Source organism: Chryseobacterium sp. GW823-FHT05E08 (genome assembly GCF_058795655.1).
In genome coordinates this window covers 857,739-872,885 of record NZ_JBXAHY010000001.1, presented here as the reverse complement: position 1 = coordinate 872,885, position 15,147 = coordinate 857,739, and the positions used below count along the sequence as shown (strand labels likewise).

14 protein-coding genes are annotated in these 15,147 nt (G+C 33.6%); 8 read left to right on the top strand and 6 right to left on the bottom strand.

Going from position 1 to position 15,147, the window contains the following annotated elements:
- Nucleotides 1-7: 7 nt before the first annotated feature.
- The gene (locus AC1Q7L_RS04065; RefSeq protein ID WP_492306508.1) at nt 8-769 is read left to right on the top strand and encodes a T9SS type A sorting domain-containing protein; all 762 of its coding nucleotides are present in this window, start codon (nt 8-10) and stop codon (nt 767-769) included.
- A 109-nt stretch (nt 770-878) separates the two neighbouring features.
- Nucleotides 879-1,208 carry a type V toxin-antitoxin system endoribonuclease antitoxin GhoS gene (gene ghoS / locus AC1Q7L_RS04060; protein WP_492306507.1) on the top strand — a complete coding sequence of 110 codons (330 nt, stop codon included), beginning with the start codon at nt 879-881 and terminating at the stop codon, nt 1,206-1,208.
- A gap of 3 nt (nt 1,209-1,211) precedes the next feature.
- Here ghoS and AC1Q7L_RS04055 read toward each other — a convergent pair whose 3' ends face one another.
- The 3 genes from AC1Q7L_RS04055 to AC1Q7L_RS04045 form a co-directional block, all read right to left on the bottom strand.
- Nucleotides 1,212-1,430, bottom strand: coding sequence for a hypothetical protein (locus tag AC1Q7L_RS04055; RefSeq protein ID WP_492306506.1), 219 nt, complete (start codon nt 1,428-1,430; stop codon nt 1,212-1,214).
- Nucleotides 1,431-1,864: 434 nt separating this feature from the next.
- Nucleotides 1,865-2,674: an enoyl-ACP reductase FabI gene (locus AC1Q7L_RS04050; RefSeq protein WP_066758806.1), complete on the bottom strand. Its 810-nt coding sequence runs from the start codon at nt 2,672-2,674 to the stop codon at nt 1,865-1,867.
- Between the two features lie 122 nt (nt 2,675-2,796).
- Nucleotides 2,797-3,096 (bottom strand): hypothetical protein, encoded by a 300-nt coding sequence (locus AC1Q7L_RS04045; RefSeq protein ID WP_082891214.1) that lies wholly within the window; start codon nt 3,094-3,096, stop codon nt 2,797-2,799.
- A gap of 594 nt (nt 3,097-3,690) precedes the next feature.
- Between AC1Q7L_RS04045 and AC1Q7L_RS04040 the strand changes: the two genes are divergently transcribed.
- The gene (locus tag AC1Q7L_RS04040; RefSeq protein WP_492306505.1) at nt 3,691-5,061 is read left to right on the top strand and encodes a phage tail-like protein; all 1,371 of its coding nucleotides are present in this window, start codon (nt 3,691-3,693) and stop codon (nt 5,059-5,061) included.
- 68 nt (nt 5,062-5,129) lie between these two features.
- On the opposite strand, the gene AC1Q7L_RS04035 is transcribed toward AC1Q7L_RS04040, so the two are convergent.
- Together AC1Q7L_RS04035 and AC1Q7L_RS04030 are read right to left on the bottom strand one after the other, a co-directional pair.
- A complete protein-coding gene (locus AC1Q7L_RS04035; RefSeq protein WP_492306504.1) occupies nt 5,130-5,984 on the bottom strand; it encodes a nucleoside phosphorylase in 855 nt (284 codons plus the stop codon).
- Between the two features lie 9 nt (nt 5,985-5,993).
- Entirely contained in the window at nt 5,994-6,461 is a 468-nt protein-coding gene (locus AC1Q7L_RS04030; RefSeq protein WP_492306503.1) for a hypothetical protein, read from the bottom strand.
- A 228-nt stretch (nt 6,462-6,689) separates the two neighbouring features.
- On the opposite strand from AC1Q7L_RS04030, the gene AC1Q7L_RS04025 reads away from it, so the two are divergent.
- The 3 genes from AC1Q7L_RS04025 (at nt 6,690) to AC1Q7L_RS04015 (ending at nt 11,842) form a co-directional block, all read left to right on the top strand.
- Complete coding sequence (locus tag AC1Q7L_RS04025; protein WP_492306502.1) at nt 6,690-8,522, top strand: cytochrome-c peroxidase; 1,833 nt, start codon at nt 6,690-6,692, stop codon at nt 8,520-8,522.
- Nucleotides 8,523-8,741: 219 nt separating this feature from the next.
- Entirely contained in the window at nt 8,742-10,886 is a 2,145-nt protein-coding gene (locus AC1Q7L_RS04020) for an alkaline phosphatase PhoX (protein WP_492306501.1), read from the top strand.
- A gap of 56 nt (nt 10,887-10,942) precedes the next feature.
- The gene (locus AC1Q7L_RS04015; protein ID WP_492306500.1) at nt 10,943-11,842 is read left to right on the top strand and encodes a leucine-rich repeat domain-containing protein; all 900 of its coding nucleotides are present in this window, start codon (nt 10,943-10,945) and stop codon (nt 11,840-11,842) included.
- 1 nt (nt 11,843) lies between these two features.
- Here the strand turns inward: AC1Q7L_RS04015 and AC1Q7L_RS04010 are convergent, their stop codons facing one another.
- On the bottom strand, nt 11,844-12,167 hold the full coding sequence (locus tag AC1Q7L_RS04010; protein ID WP_066758781.1) for a translation initiation factor: 324 nt from the start codon (nt 12,165-12,167) through the stop codon (nt 11,844-11,846).
- A 282-nt stretch (nt 12,168-12,449) separates the two neighbouring features.
- Between AC1Q7L_RS04010 and gpmI the strand changes: the two genes are divergently transcribed.
- The gene (gene gpmI / locus AC1Q7L_RS04005; protein ID WP_492306499.1) at nt 12,450-13,991 is read left to right on the top strand and encodes a 2,3-bisphosphoglycerate-independent phosphoglycerate mutase; all 1,542 of its coding nucleotides are present in this window, start codon (nt 12,450-12,452) and stop codon (nt 13,989-13,991) included.
- Between the two features lie 149 nt (nt 13,992-14,140).
- Nucleotides 14,141-15,121, top strand: a complete 981-nt coding sequence (locus AC1Q7L_RS04000) for an acyl-ACP desaturase (protein WP_410690311.1) — start codon at nt 14,141-14,143, stop codon at nt 15,119-15,121.
- Nucleotides 15,122-15,147: the final 26 nt, after the last annotated feature.

Here is a 15,147-nt window from a genome sequence, read left to right as displayed (position 1 = left end):
TTAAACCATGAAAAAAATCTTATTATCAGGAGCTATCATAGCTTCAAATTTTGTATTCAGTCAAATAACACTTGAAAAAACTTACACTGCAGAGAACCTTCAAGTTTATACCAATGCAACTGAAACAAATTATTATTCTGTTGGTCAGAATCTTACAACAGTTAAGATTTACAATGCTAATCACACATTGAAGAAACAATTTTCACCAACTATTCCAACAGGATATTCAATGAATATAAGTTCTTATAACAATTTCATTTTATCTAAAAACGTTTTTAATACGGATAATCTCTTAGAAATTGTTGTCGTTTTTAACAAGTATGATAATGGGTCTATAAACAAAATTGTAATCTTTAATGAAGATGGACAAATAGTTAAAGACTTTGGAGAGAATTATAGATTTGATGACGAATTTGATTTCCATGTTTATCATGATAATACAACTAATTCCAATAAATTAAGACTCTATAAAACCACAACAAACTCCACTGAAATATATAACCTACCAACAACCTCACTTGCAGCAAAAGAGGTTCAATTTCAAGGTAAACTATCTGCATTTCCAATTCCTACAAACAAAATATTGAACATTATGAATCCTGATAATGGAGCCAATAAAGTTCAAGTGTATGATACATCTGGAAAGTTAGTAATGAACAAAACTTTCAATTCTAATGAGGACAAAATAGCTATTGATGTTGAAACTCTAACGAAAGGAATTTATATCTATAAAATTGGAGAATTGAGTTCCAAATTTATTAAGAATTAAGATCAACCTTTGAATAAAATCCCACTTTATTACTAGTGGGATTTTATTATGGTTTTCCGTAATAGATATGATACTTTTCTTTGTAATTTTGTAAACTAATTAAAAAAATATGATTGAAATTATAAAATTTATTGTTCGTCTTGAGTTAAATGATAGTCAAGAAACTGATTATAATGAATTACATGAAATTATGGAGAAGGCAGGGTTTTTAAGAACTATTACTTATTTTGATGACAAAAAATATGTTTTTAAATTACCTCATGCAGAATATCTTTATGAAATAACTTATGATCCAAATAAAGATGAAAATGAAATTAACGAATATGATGTACTTGGTCATGTTGAAGATACTCTTAATGATTTGGATGAAGAACTTAGGATTATGGTTGTAAAGGCTAATGGAATTGCATTTAAAGGTTTAGAAGAAGTAAAAAAATAAAAATTAGATTTTTATTTTTTTACTTCTTTTCTCTACATTCCAATCTTTATATCTGGTAAAATGAATATCTTTTTTGGGTTCTTCAACCGAAACAACTATTGCGTCAAGACATTCACGACCTTCAATATTATTAGGCATTGTGAAAAATCCACGTCTTTTAAATTCTTGAAATAATTCAAGGTTTGTTAATTTTTCAATGTTTTTGTTTTCTGTATTTTCCATTTTGGATTAATTTTAAGTTATATTATTCACAAAAAGAGGACTCAATGTCCTCTTTTTCTTTATATAAAATCCGTAAACAAGAATCACTATAAGATAGTTCTATTAGAAAATTTTAAGTTGGTGTAAAATTGTATGTAGGCGCCTAAAATTAAAGAGTAAAATAATTGTAGGAAAGAAATATTTCCTGAAAATTGATCCTATAGATTCATATTTTAATGATGATGATTTTCAAAAGTTTGGGTTTATGGTAGAAAATGTTGATGTAAAACCTCTTACAAATGGTAGTATATATACAAGTGATAGCCTTTGTGGACTTTATGTAACTGAATAATTCTTCTATTGATTCTATTTATTTTTAGCGATTAAGAAAAAGCCAAAGTAAAATAGTCTACTTTGGCTTTTAATATTATTTAATAATTTGTATTAGCTACAATTTATTCAAGATCATATTTTTGGATAACCTTTTGAGAAACTCCAGTATTACTGAAACCTCCATCGTGGAATAAGTTCTGCATCGTTACTTTTTTAGTAAGATCAGAGAATAAAGTTACACAGTAATCTGCACACTCAAGAGCTGATGCATTTCCTAGTGGAGACATATCTTCAGCATATCCTAAGAAACCTCCGAAACCTTTTACTCCGCTTCCTGCAGTTGTAACGGTAGGAGACTGAGAAACCGTATTTACACGTACTTTTCTCTCACCCCAATAGTATCCGAAAGTTCTTGCGATGCTTTCCAAATACGCTTTGTTGTCAGACATATCGTTGTAGTCCGGGAATGTTCTCTGAGCTGCGATATAAGAAAGCGCTAAAATACTTCCCCATTCGTTCATACAGTCTTTTTCCCATGCCGTACGCATTACTTTGTGGAAAGAAACTGCTGAGATATCCCAACCTTTTTCTGTCCAGTCGTAATTCATTTCTGTATAATGTTTCCCTTTTCTTACATTTACGGACATTCCTATAGAGTGAAGGATAAAATCTATTTTACCGAATTTTGCGATTGCAGCATCAAAAAGTTTTCCAAGATCTTCTGTAGAAGTTGCATCTGCACCAATAACTTCAGAACCTGTTTTTTCTGCTAAACCATTAAGTTCTCCCATTCTCAAAGCAATAGGAGCGTTTGATAAGATAAATTCAGCACCTTCTTCATGACATCTTTCAGCAACTTTCCATGCGATAGATTGTTCATTAAGGGCTCCAAAAATAATTCCCTTCTTGCCTTTAAGTAAACCGTATGACATAATTTTTTAATGTTTATTAATATACAAATGTAGCAATAATTTGTGTTTAGAGCATAATAAAAAAACGGAGCCTTTGTAAAAAAGCTCCGTTTTTCTTGAAAATATTTATATGACTGAAATTTTTAGTTGGTTTTCTTGTTCCATTCTGCCTTCACATCTTCTGCGGCATCTTTGGTTTTCTCCCAAGCATCATTCGCATGATCTTTTACGCTATCCCAAGCGTCAGAAGCGTTATTTTTTACTTTATCAAGCCAGTCTTCCTGAGTTGCTTCCTCATCGTTTGCTCTTTTTTCATTGATGTAATCTTTGGCTTTATCTGCCAATTCATTCACTTTCCATTTTGCTTTTTCAGCTGCATTCTCTAAAGAGTTTTTTGTGTCGTCTACTGCATTTTCTGCTTTGTTGTAATCTGAATTATTCATAATAGTAAATATTTTTGTGTGTTGATAGTAAATAATCAATAACCATTCCTAAAATCGGGAGTCTTTGTTAAAATTTTCATAATCTTTTGTTATACTTTTCCGAACCAGATTTTGCTTTTATCTAAAATAAATGATTATGGATAAAAGCTTATTCAGATTTAATCTAAAAATTTTTAAAGACATTCTGGCAACGATCTAAATTTTAGATATTTTATCGAGTATCTAAGGATAAAAAAGTTTGAAATTTATGACTCAACGCATATTTAAAAGATGAAAATTGGGAGTAATTGTCTCGAAATTCGTATCATCAAACAGTGAATAAAATTATATTATTCACAATTTTGTGTTATTTTATTCATTAATTGATAATATTAAATCTGCTTTTTATTAAACGGATTTTTTTATATGCCTATGGATAAAGGCTTTATTATGATAATAGAAACTATTATTTTATCATTAAATAGTGAGTAACAGGTACATTTATCACTGTAGAGTATAGTTATTGCGAAATATTTAAAATAATAGTGTTTTTATTGAAAAATTCATATATTTGTGGTTCAAATAATTGTCTATTACTAAATAACTATAACTCAAGTGAAAAATTTAATCTTAAGTGTAGGACTATTTTTAGTCTCTCACGGTTTTACTTATGCTCAAGTTGGGATCGGAACTTCCTCTCCGAAGACCTCAGCAATGTTAGAAATCAATTCCAATAATAAAGGATTGTTAATTCCAAGCATAGCCTTAAACTCGTCAACGGATGCTACTACGATCGCATCTCCGGCTACAGGTTTATTGGTTTGGAATAACGGAACAGGCAGTTTAACAACAGCCGGATTCTTTTACTGGAATAATACCCAATGGAATTTAATTTCCAGTGCGTCTGGCAACAATATCAATAATGGCAACAACGGAACCAACAGTTTCAACGGATGGAATACTACCGGAACAAACGTGGGTAACTACGGAGCTGCCAACACTCCTTTATCTCTAGGAACATCTACTTTAGACGATTTAATCTTTAAAGTAAATGGCGCTACCATGGGAAGATTAGGGACAAACAATTCCATAAGTTTTGGTTCTGCAGCAAGTGCGGCTCAAAACGGGATTGCTTTAGGAAACTCAAGCAGTTCATATCAGGGAATTGCAATAGGAACAAACGCTTCTGTAACAGCCAACGAATCTGTTGCAGTGGGGGCAAATACACAAATTTCAGGTTATCAATCGACTGCTTTGGGCTACGGTGCCAAAGTGACGGTGAACGAAGCTAGCGCAATTGGATATGGTTCTGAAGCTAATGGCTATCAATCAACAGCGATAGGACATAATGCCAAAACAACAACGAATGAGGCTACTGCGATCGGAAAAAATTCTGTTGCAGGAGGTTATCAGTCGATTGCGTTGGGGCATAATGCAAAAACTACATCCAATGGTGAAACGGCTTTGGGAATCAATTCTCAGACGAATAATCAGAACTCTACAGCATTGGGTTCAGGAACCTCAGCAACGGGGCAAAACTCAACGGCAATTGGGTATGGAGCAACTACAACACAAGCCAATGCTATTATTTTAGGTGACAGCAATGCTTCTGTAGGCATAGGAACAAATTCACCGACTGCTGCAACTAAAATTGATGTAAACGGACAATATAAACTAGGTGAAAAGGGTAGTGTGCAGAAGAATCAGATCACTTTTGAGGTTTGGCCGAATCCTTCTATTAATAATTTGCCAGCAGGAAAAACGACAACATTAAGTATTACAATTCCAGCGGCTTATCAACCGACTTCAACCAGAGCGTCTGTAGTTGTATCTCCTGCGAATGATTTTGCGGGTATTGCAGATTTTGGAGTTTTAAATCCAAGACTTTCTTCAACCTCAACAATTACAATAGCTTTAAATAATATTTCAGGCAACGCTGCAAGTCTTTATTCGGGACATTTTTATGTAACGATTAATGAATTTTAGTTTTCAATATGGTTAAAAGGAAGGATCTCAATAATTTGAGATCCTTTTTTATTTTTATGGTGGAAAAATTACTTGATAATTCTATCTAAAACCCAAGTAATCAGGTTCTTTTCAGAAGCATGATGGTCTGCTGAGAATTCTCCACGTCTTCTGTTGGCAATCACGTTATTTACGGTAATCGCTTTATGTCCTAATAATTTTGATAAGGCATAAATTGCAGAAGTTTCCATTTCGAAATTGGTAACACCAAGATCATTTAATGTTTCCAAGAATTTATCATCTAAAGCTTTTAAACGAAGCTGTCTACCTTGTGGAGCATAGAATCCCGGGAAAGTAGCCGTATTTCCGTGGTATTTTGCATCTTTATATAATTCTCCCAATTCTTCTGACCAGTCTGCGAAATAAAGCATCGGTTTGATTTTCGCATAAGGAAATTTTTCCATGAAGTTTCTTGAAAAATCATTTTCAAATTCGTAATCTTGATAGAAATGCATTAATCCGTCCAATCCTACAACATTTTGGGTAACCAACATGTTATCAACCTGAACATCAGGATTTACACTTCCGCAAGTTCCCATACGGAAAAGCTCAAGTGATTTATGTTCTTTTTTGAATTCTTTTTCCTTTAAATCGATATTCACCAAAGCATCAAGCTCGTTCATTACGATATCGATGTTTTCTGTACCGATTCCCGTTGACATTACAGAAATTCTTTCTCCGCGCAATGTTCCTGTGTGCGTGTAGAATTCTCTTTTGTTCTTTTTAACCTCAACTTTATCGAAATATTGAGACACTTTTGGTACTCTGTCCGGATCTCCGACAAGGATTACTTTATCGGCAATATCTTCGGGTAAAAGGTTTAAGTGGTATACACTTCCGTCATCATTCAGAACCAATTCTGAAGCTGCAAGTTTATTTAGCATATTGTATATTTATTTTTTTATATCAATGAAAATAGCGTCTTTATATGGCGACATCACGAGTTCCATAATAGATCCGTATTCTTCTACAATTCTTTTTTGTCCGTTAGAAACTTCGTAAACTGTAACGATTGTTTTTTCAAAATTATTAGGATCTTTTCTTTGGGAAGTGATCTCGTAAAAATGATTGTCTTTATTAAGAATAGAAACCAATTCTTCTTTTGTAGACTTGTTAGACGTTATAATTCCCGGAAAATCCATGGCAACATCTTTTAAATCTTTGTAATCCTTGTAAACTTTCGTTTGCCCGTTGGAATAAACGTAAACTTTAGGTACAGGTTTATCTTGTTCAAGACGGAGCAGATAATAATCATTACCTCTTTTTTCCGCATAAACAGCCATTTCCTGACCTAATTTCTGAGCAAAAGCAGAAAATGAAAAAAGCCCTGCCACAAAAGCCAGCAATAGTTTTGTTTTCATAGTAATATTTTAGTTTGATTTGTTTTAAATCTTTAAAATCCTCGCCCAATATCCTTTCTTCATCATTTTAAAATAGGTCTTTAAAGTGTAACGACCATTTTGAGTATCATGAATTTGATTTCGGGGTTTAAAATTAATAAAAAATCCCGAAGTAAAATATAAACATTATTTAATCCTGAATTAAAGTTGTGGTAACCTACGAACCATAGCTTTGCCGTTAAAAATTACATGAGATCTTATCCGATAGTTATCATCATTTTGTTGATGGGTTTTGCAACAATGTCATTTAATCCTACTTACACAGGTACAGAAAATGAAAATACCGTTGTAAATAAAGGTTTAACCGATTTTAAAAGCAAGCTTGAGCAACTAAAATCTGATGTTTATCAATTTTCTGAGGATAAAATCTCTCTTGAAGATTTACGAAAATCATTAAGTAACACCCGAAATTCATACAAAGAAATTGAATTTTACATTGCGTATCATTACCCTGAATTTTCTAAAACACATCTTAATGCCGCGCCATTATTTCACATCGAGGTAGCGGGAACTTCAGCTTATACGCTTCCTCCGGAGGGTTTGCAGGTTTTGGATGAATTGATATTTTCTGATGAAGCAGGAGAGCAAAAAGAGGAAATCAAAACGATAACCAATTTTCTTTATAACAGTTATGCAAGTTTCTATTTAAGTTCTGTGAAAAACGGCTTGAGCAAAGGGAATAATAAAACTTTGCCTTTAAGAATTGAATTAATCAGAATTTATACATTAGGTGTAACAGGTTTTGATACGCCGGGTTCATTAAATATTTCCGAAGAAGCAAGCCACGCCTTATTAGGAATGAAAAAATACATCAATAACGATGTTTACTTTAAAAATTTTCAGGTTCAGAAAGCAAATGGAATTTTAACTGAAAGCATCGATTATCTATCAAAAAATAAAGATTTTGAAACTTTTGACAGAATAGAATTTTACAAAAAATATATTCAGCCGTTGTATGAAGAGTTTGGAAACTGGGATGGAAATTCAGATAATTTGAAAGAATTTTCAGGCTGGAATGTGAAAAGTAAAAACCTTTTCAGCAGTGATTTTCTCGATCCTTATTTCTTTACCCTATTAAAATCTTCCGAAGATAATCCAGACCTGAGAAAATTGGGAAAAGATATTTTCTATGATCAAAATTTGAGTGAGAACAACAAAATGAGCTGTGCAACGTGCCATTTACCTGAAAATGCTTTTACAGATTTAAAAACAAGATCTCAAAGCAATGTTGAAGGGAAAACAGTACTGAGAAATTCGCCTTCTTTATATAATGCAGTTTTTGCAAAAAGGTTTTTTTATGATTTAAGAGCTTTTTATCTTGAACAACAGGCTGAACACGTAATTTATAATCAAGATGAATTCAATACAAGCTACGAAAGCATCATTAAAAAATTAAAGACAAAACCGGAATATAAGAAAGCGTTCCGTTCTGCTTTTAAAAATGGAGAAATAAGTAAAGAGAATTTTTCTAAAGCATTAAGTTCTTACGTTGCTTCTCTCTATTCTTTTGAAAGTGATTTTGATAAATTCATGAGAAATGAAAAAGAAATTTCTGATGATGCTAAAAAAGGCTACAATCTCTTTATGGGAAAGGCAAATTGCGCGACTTGTCACTTCGCACCGCATTTTTCAGGATTGGTTCCTCCATTTTTTAATGAAAATGAATCTGAAGTGTTAGGTGTGACCAAAAAACCTTTAAATCAGCTTCCAATCGAGCTTGATACAGATAAAGGAAGAGTAAACAGCCCTGTGAAAAAAGAAAATTCTTGGATCTACGAGAATTCATTTAAAACTGTTACTGTCAGAAATATTGCGCTTACAAAACCGTATTTCCATAATGGAGCTTTCAATACACTGGAAGAGGTTATGGATTTCTACAACGAAGGCGGCGGTGAAGGCGCAGGTTTAAAAATGAAAAATCAAACATTACCAGCAGATAAATTAAATCTTACTCAGACCGAAATCAAGCAGGTAATTTCTTTCCTAAATACATTAACCGATATCAGTCAGACCAAAAAATAATTACTAGTGAAAGGGTGGTTTAACGAATGTAAAAGTCAAAACTTGCATTTCCTTATCCACTCTTCGCTTTTTAATATTTTTTTAATTTAACATAAAATTAATCTAATTAACATTAGGTTCCTGATTTATTAATATTCAGCAAGATTTATTTAAAGTCCTATTAATAGAGGGATGGTGATAATAAAATAGTTTTGCAGTGTCTAATAAATCAAATTTAAAATGAAGAAAAAACTACTAACAGTTGCAGGCCTTATATTAGTGACAAGTTCTCTATTTCAGGCGCAGACTTATGTGTTCGACAAGAATTCGTCGTGGAGCTACAAAGATAACAATCAGGCACAGGTTGCTCAATGGAAAGACAAGACTTTTGATATTTCAACTTGGACTACCGGAGTTGGTCCTCTAGGATACGGTGATCCTGTTACAACGACTATCAATTCAGGTCTTATGACGGCTTATTTTGCTAAAGATATCACGGTAAATTTATCTACTTTAAGTGATACGATGGAATTAGGCGTAATGAGAGACGACGGTATCGTTGTTTATCTAAACGGTGAAGAAGTAGTAAGAGACAATATGCCAACAGGTGTTATTGATTTCAATACATTATCAAGCACTACAATTGACGGGGCTGCAGAAAGTGTTTATAATATTTTCTCAATTCCAAAATCAAAATTCGTTAACGGAACCAACAGGATTTCTATCGAATTACACAACAGAGGAGCTTCAAGTTCAGATTTAAGAATTGATGCTTATCTTAAAACAACAACAAATACAACAAACCCGACTGCTTGTAATTCAATGCACATCAGTTGTTTTACATCTATCGTTCCTACTGCACAAACAGCAAAATTAATCATTCCAACTGAACATAAATATCAGCTTATTTTAAAAGAAGGTGATAATTACACAGAAGGAGGTGGATTAGTTGGAGGTCAAAATGACTTTACGGCTTATGTTGCTAAAAATGCAAGCAGCACAAACGGTTACCTTTCTGTAAACCACGAAACAAATCCCGGTGGTGTTACCATGGCGGAAATCAATTATAACGCTACAACAAAACTTTGGCAATTAACAAAATCTAGAGCCGTAAGTTTCTCAGCACCAAGTTTAGTACAAACGATCAGAAACTGTTCTGGTGGGGTTACACCTTGGGGAACTGTAGTTACAGCTGAAGAGCAGACAACTGCAAGTGATGTAAATGCTGATGGAATGAAGGATTACGGATGGTTGGTAGAAATTGACCCGGCAACAGCTCAGGTTATTTCTCAAAACGCTGACGGATCTAAAGGAAAACTATGGCAGATGGGTATCATGAACCACGAAAATGTTGTGGTGAATAATGCAGGAACTACAGCATATTACGGTGAAGATGGTGGAACTCACATGGTTTATAAATACATCATGGATACTCCAAACAACCTTGCTTCAGGAAACTTATATGTTTTAAAATTAGATCAGGGATTAAGCAATGGAGATCCTGTAGGAACAACAGCTACATGGATTCAGATTCCTAACAAAACTAAAGCAGATCAAAACAATACAGCTTCTCTGGCTCAGTCATTAGGCGGAACTTCTTTCAATGGAGTAGAAGATGTGGATATCAGCCCATTAGACGGAAAAATCTATTTTACGGCTAAAGGTTTAAATAAAGTATACCGTTTACAGGATAATGGAACTACCGCTTCCCAAGTAGAAACTTTCGTAGGAGGTCTTTCTACTGTATATTCTTTCACAACTGCACAGGGAACGAAATCTGAAGCTTGGGGAGATGGTAATGACAATCTTACTTTCGATGAATTAGGAAATCTTTGGGTACTTCAGGATGGTGGTAAAAACTACATCTGGGTAATCGCTCCGGATCATACACAGGCGAATCCAAAAGTGAAATTGTTTGCTTCTATGCCGGCAGGATCAGAGCCTACAGGTCTTACATTTACACCGGATCATAAATTTGGTTTCTTCTCAATTCAACACCCGGATTCTACGATTCTTACGGATGTAGATGCTACTGGAAATACAATTGACTACAGAGGAAAATCGGCAACGATCGTTGTAGCTCTTAAAGATAATTTGGGAACAACAGGATCTCTAGGAACGGTTGATCACGCTGCAGAAAATACAGTTACAGTTGCTCCAAATCCAACTTCCGGAATGGTTAAAATTAACTCTCCAAAAGGATTGAAAGACATTACTGTAACAGCTTACAGCATAGACGGTAAAATTGTTTTCACAAAGAAATATGCAGGTTCAAACAAATCATTAGATCTTGATTTCACTTCACAACTTGAAGCTTCAAGAGTATTGATCTTGAATATTGAAGCAGAAGGTTTCCAGAAAACAGTGAAACTTTTAAAGAAATAGTTATTAATAATTTTAGCTGCCGGTAATTTAATTATCGGTGGCTTTTTATCTTTTTTATGAAAAAATTTTTCGTTCTTATTTCTATTATAGCGCTCAATCAGGCAAAAGCTCAGATCGATCCTGTAAAATATCCTACTTATACGAATGTTGATGATGCTTTAAAAAGCGGAAAAACCATTTACAGTATGAGTTTTAGAGATAAAGGATTGTTCAATCTTCCTCCTGAAATTAAAAAGCTCAATGCGATATTTTTCCTGAATATCATGGGAAATAAATTAGAAAAAATGGATGACGAAATTTTTTCATTAAAAGAACTGGAAATATTAAATTTGAATGAAAACAGTATTAAATTCATTCCAGACGAAATAGGAAATTTAACAAAATTGACCTCATTTTCTATCAATCTTAATAGTTTAACTAGCATTAATCCAAATCTGGCGAAACTTCAAAATCTTAAAGTAATTCACCTTGATGCCAATAGTTTAAATGTTTTTCCTGAAGCATTAATGAAGATTCCAACGCTGGAAGAGATAAATTTACAGGGAAACCAGATCAGTTTTATTGCTGATGATTTAGATGAAATTAAAAATTTAAAATCTTTAAATCTTTCAGGAAATCAGATCAATGACTTAGGAAATTTAAAGTTTCCGAAAGAAATTAAATATTTAGAATTACAACAAAATGCGATCGCAAAACTGCCGGAAAACTTGTTTAGTTCAAAAAATCTAGAGTTTCTGAACGTAAGCGACAACAATATTCAGGAGATTTCTCCTAAAATAAAAGGTTTGAAGAATGTTGTGAGTATGAATTTAGCGAACAATAATTTAAAAGACCTTCCAACAGAAATTAAACACTTGAAAAATCTTAAAACATTGATTCTAACAGGAAATCCAATGACAAAAAATAAAATTGAGGAGTTAAAAACCTTACTTCCTCAGGCGCAGATCTATTTCTAATTTATCCGCCGACTCTTTTGGTTTTATACCCCATTTCTTTAAGGATATCCATTATTTTATCACGATTATCCCCTTGAATAATAATCGTTCCATCCTTTTCAGAACCACCTATTCCCAGTGTGGTTTTTATTTTTTTTGAGATTTTCTTTAAATCTTCCTCACTTCCTTCCCAACCTTCAACAATCGTTACAGGTTTTCCGTTTCTCCCTTTTTTCTCAAACTTACATACCAAAGGCTCTTTTTGCTTAAATTGCTCTTCGGGCATCTCAAAATCCTGCTCTTCATGAGTAGGAAAAAGGTTTTTCAATTGATCTCGTAAATCCATAAAGCAAAATTAAAAATAAAATAATTATTATCTGCAATCATCTGTGCAAATCTGCGTAATCCGTGGGAGAAAAAAATCATTAATTCAAAACCCAATCTTTACATTCGTGAAAATTTGTGTAAAACATTCGTGAAATTTGTGTTTAAAATATTTCCCACGGATTACGCAGATTTGCACAGATGATTGAGTTTTAAATAAAATATTTTAATAAAAATTTAAGTCTTTCAAATTCTTCAATTCATTCTAAAATAGATAAATTTGTAGTACAAAAGTTATAAAATAATGTCAAAAAAAGCAATATTAGCGATCCTTGACGGATGGGGATTGGGTCTTAATCCAGACGTTTCAGCATTAGACAAAGCAAATACACCATTTATAGATAGTTGTTATACAAAATTTCCTCACACAACGCTTGAGGCGAGTGGTTTGGCGGTTGGGCTTCCTTTCGGTCAGATGGGAAATTCTGAAGTTGGACATATGAATTTAGGAGCAGGTAGAGTAGTATACCAAAACCTTGTTAAACTGAATATGGCCGTTGAAAACGGAACATTAGGTCACGAAAAAACTATTCAGGAAGCATTTGAATATGCTAAAAGAGAAAATAAAAAAGTACACTTTATCGGATTGGTTTCTAATGGAGGAGTGCATTCACACATCAATCACCTGAAAGGTCTTTTAACAGCTGCAGGAGAATTTGGTTTACATGATAATGTTTTTGTTCATGCTTTTACAGACGGTAGAGACTGTGATCCTCATTCAGGATTTGGTTTTATTGATGAGCTTCAAAAGCATATGACTCATACAACCGGAAAACTAGCAACTGTTATTGGTCGTTATTATGCGATGGACAGAGATAAAAGATGGGAGCGTGTAAAATTGGCTTACGATGCAATGGTTGATGGAGTTGGTTTGCAATCAACGGATGCTTTAGCTTCAATCAAAGAATCTTACGATAATAATGTAACGGATGAATTCTTGAAACCGATCATCATGATCGATCAAAAACAAACCGGAAACATTGTTCCGGTAGCTAAGATTACAGATAATGATGTGGTTATTTCTTTCAATTTCCGTACAGACAGAGGTCGTGAGATTACAGAAGTACTTTCTCAGCAGGATTATCCTGATTATTCTATGCGTAAGTTGAATTTATATTACGTTACACTGACGAATTACGATAAAACTTACCAAAATGTACATGTTGTTTTTGACGAAAATGTTCTTCAGGATACAATGGGAGAGGTTTTAGAAAGAAACAATAAAACGCAGATCAGAATTGCGGAAACAGAGAAATATCCTCACGTTACATTTTTCTTTTCAGGAGGAAGAGAAGAGGAATTTATTGGCGAAAGAAGATTGCTTTGTCCAAGCCCCAAAGATGTTCCGACTTACGATTTAAAACCTGAAATGTCGGCTTACGATATCACAAACGCCATCGTTCCCGAATTAGAAAATGGAACGGCTGATTTTATTTGTTTAAATTTCGCAAATACAGATATGGTTGGTCATACAGGAGTTTTCGAAGCTGCTGTAAAAGCTGCCGAAACAGTTGATAAATGTATCGAGAAAGTAGCAACAACAGCTTATGAAAATGGTTACGCGGTTTTCATTTTGGCGGATCACGGAAACTCAGATGTAATGATCAATCCGGACGGAACTCCAAACACACAGCATTCAACGAATTTGGTTCCATTTATTGTGATGGATAAAGATCATACTTGGAATTTAAAGCCCGGAAAATTAGGAGATGTTGCTCCAACAATTCTTAAAGTAATGGGAATAGAAACCCCTGAAATTATGACTGGAGATATTTTAGTTAGCTAAAATCAATAATAATGTTAAAAAAATACCGTTCTATCTTTAGAATGGTATTTTTTATGATTTATGTCAGACATATTATGAGTTACATATGTTATTATGCGCCAAATAATAAATAAATCCTATCTTTGTAAATTAAAATCTAAATAGTTAAAATGTATCACAGTCTTGTAAGGAAAGAAGTAATGGGAATATTGGAAAAGGAAGTAGGTTCTTTTCTGGAAAAATTTTTGACGCCAATTGAGAAAATTTGGCAGCCCTCAGACTATCTTCCGGATCCGTCAAGTGATGATTTTAAGCATGATTTAGAAGAAATTCAGACTTTCGCACGTGAAATGCCTTACGATCTTTTCGTAACATTAATCGGAGACTGTATTACGGAAGAAGCTCTTCCATCATACGAATCTTGGTTAATGGGTGTTGATGGAATCAATCAGGAAGAAAACAAAGTTGGCTGGGCAAACTGGATCAGATCTTGGACTGGTGAAGAAAACAGACACGGAGATTTATTAAACAAATATCTTTATCTGTGTGGAAGAGTAAACATGAGACAGGTCGAGATCACAACTCAATATTTAATCAGTGACGGTTTCGATATCGGTACAAGTATGGACCCTTACAGAAACTTCGTATATACAAGTTTTCAGGAAACAGCGACCAATATTTCTCACAGAAGAGTAGGAACATTGGCAAAGCAGTCAGGAAACGGAAAACTAGCTAAAATGTGCGGTGTAATTGCTGCCGATGAAGCGAGACACGCTAAAGCTTACAAACATTTCGTAGCAAAAATTTTAGAATTAGATCCATCAGAAATGATCTTGGCATTTGAAGATATGATGCGTAAGAAAATTGTAATGCCTGCACATTTGATGAGACAATCTGGTCAGAAAGCCGGTGAACTTTGGGGGCATTTCTCAGATGCAGCGCAAAGATGTATGGTGTATACAGGTCAGGATTACATCAATATTATGAAAGACTTATTGGATGAATGGAAGATTGAGCATGTAACAGGTCTTACTGAAAAAGCAGAAAAAGCTCAGGAATATCTAATGAAATTGCCGGGAAGATTACAGAAAATCACAGACAGAGTTTCTACTCCGGATCTACAGTTTCAGTTTAGCTGGGTAAAAAGTTAGTTCCATATTATCATTAAATTATAAAG

Bases quoted from the DNA above. Each gene is read 5' to 3' on its own strand.
- AC1Q7L_RS04065 (WP_492306508.1), top strand. From the start codon at position 8: ATGAAAAAAATCTTATTATCAGGAGCTATCATAGCTTCAAATTTTGTA.
- ghoS (WP_492306507.1), top strand. From the start codon at position 879: ATGATTGAAATTATAAAATTTATTGTTCGTCTTGAGTTAAATGATAGT.
- AC1Q7L_RS04055 (WP_492306506.1), bottom strand. From the start codon at position 1,430: ATGGAAAATACAGAAAACAAAAACATTGAAAAATTAACAAACCTTGAA.
- AC1Q7L_RS04050 (WP_066758806.1), bottom strand. From the start codon at position 2,674: ATGTCATACGGTTTACTTAAAGGCAAGAAGGGAATTATTTTTGGAGCC.
- AC1Q7L_RS04045 (WP_082891214.1), bottom strand. From the start codon at position 3,096: ATGAATAATTCAGATTACAACAAAGCAGAAAATGCAGTAGACGACACA.
- AC1Q7L_RS04035 (WP_492306504.1), bottom strand. From the start codon at position 5,984: ATGCTAAATAAACTTGCAGCTTCAGAATTGGTTCTGAATGATGACGGA.
- AC1Q7L_RS04030 (WP_492306503.1), bottom strand. From the start codon at position 6,461: ATGAAAACAAAACTATTGCTGGCTTTTGTGGCAGGGCTTTTTTCATTT.
- AC1Q7L_RS04025 (WP_492306502.1), top strand. From the start codon at position 6,690: ATGAGATCTTATCCGATAGTTATCATCATTTTGTTGATGGGTTTTGCA.
- AC1Q7L_RS04020 (WP_492306501.1), top strand. From the start codon at position 8,742: ATGAAGAAAAAACTACTAACAGTTGCAGGCCTTATATTAGTGACAAGT.
- AC1Q7L_RS04015 (WP_492306500.1), top strand. From the start codon at position 10,943: ATGAAAAAATTTTTCGTTCTTATTTCTATTATAGCGCTCAATCAGGCA.
- AC1Q7L_RS04010 (WP_066758781.1), bottom strand. From the start codon at position 12,167: ATGGATTTACGAGATCAATTGAAAAACCTTTTTCCTACTCATGAAGAG.
- gpmI (WP_492306499.1), top strand. From the start codon at position 12,450: ATGTCAAAAAAAGCAATATTAGCGATCCTTGACGGATGGGGATTGGGT.
- AC1Q7L_RS04000 (WP_410690311.1), top strand. From the start codon at position 14,141: ATGTATCACAGTCTTGTAAGGAAAGAAGTAATGGGAATATTGGAAAAG.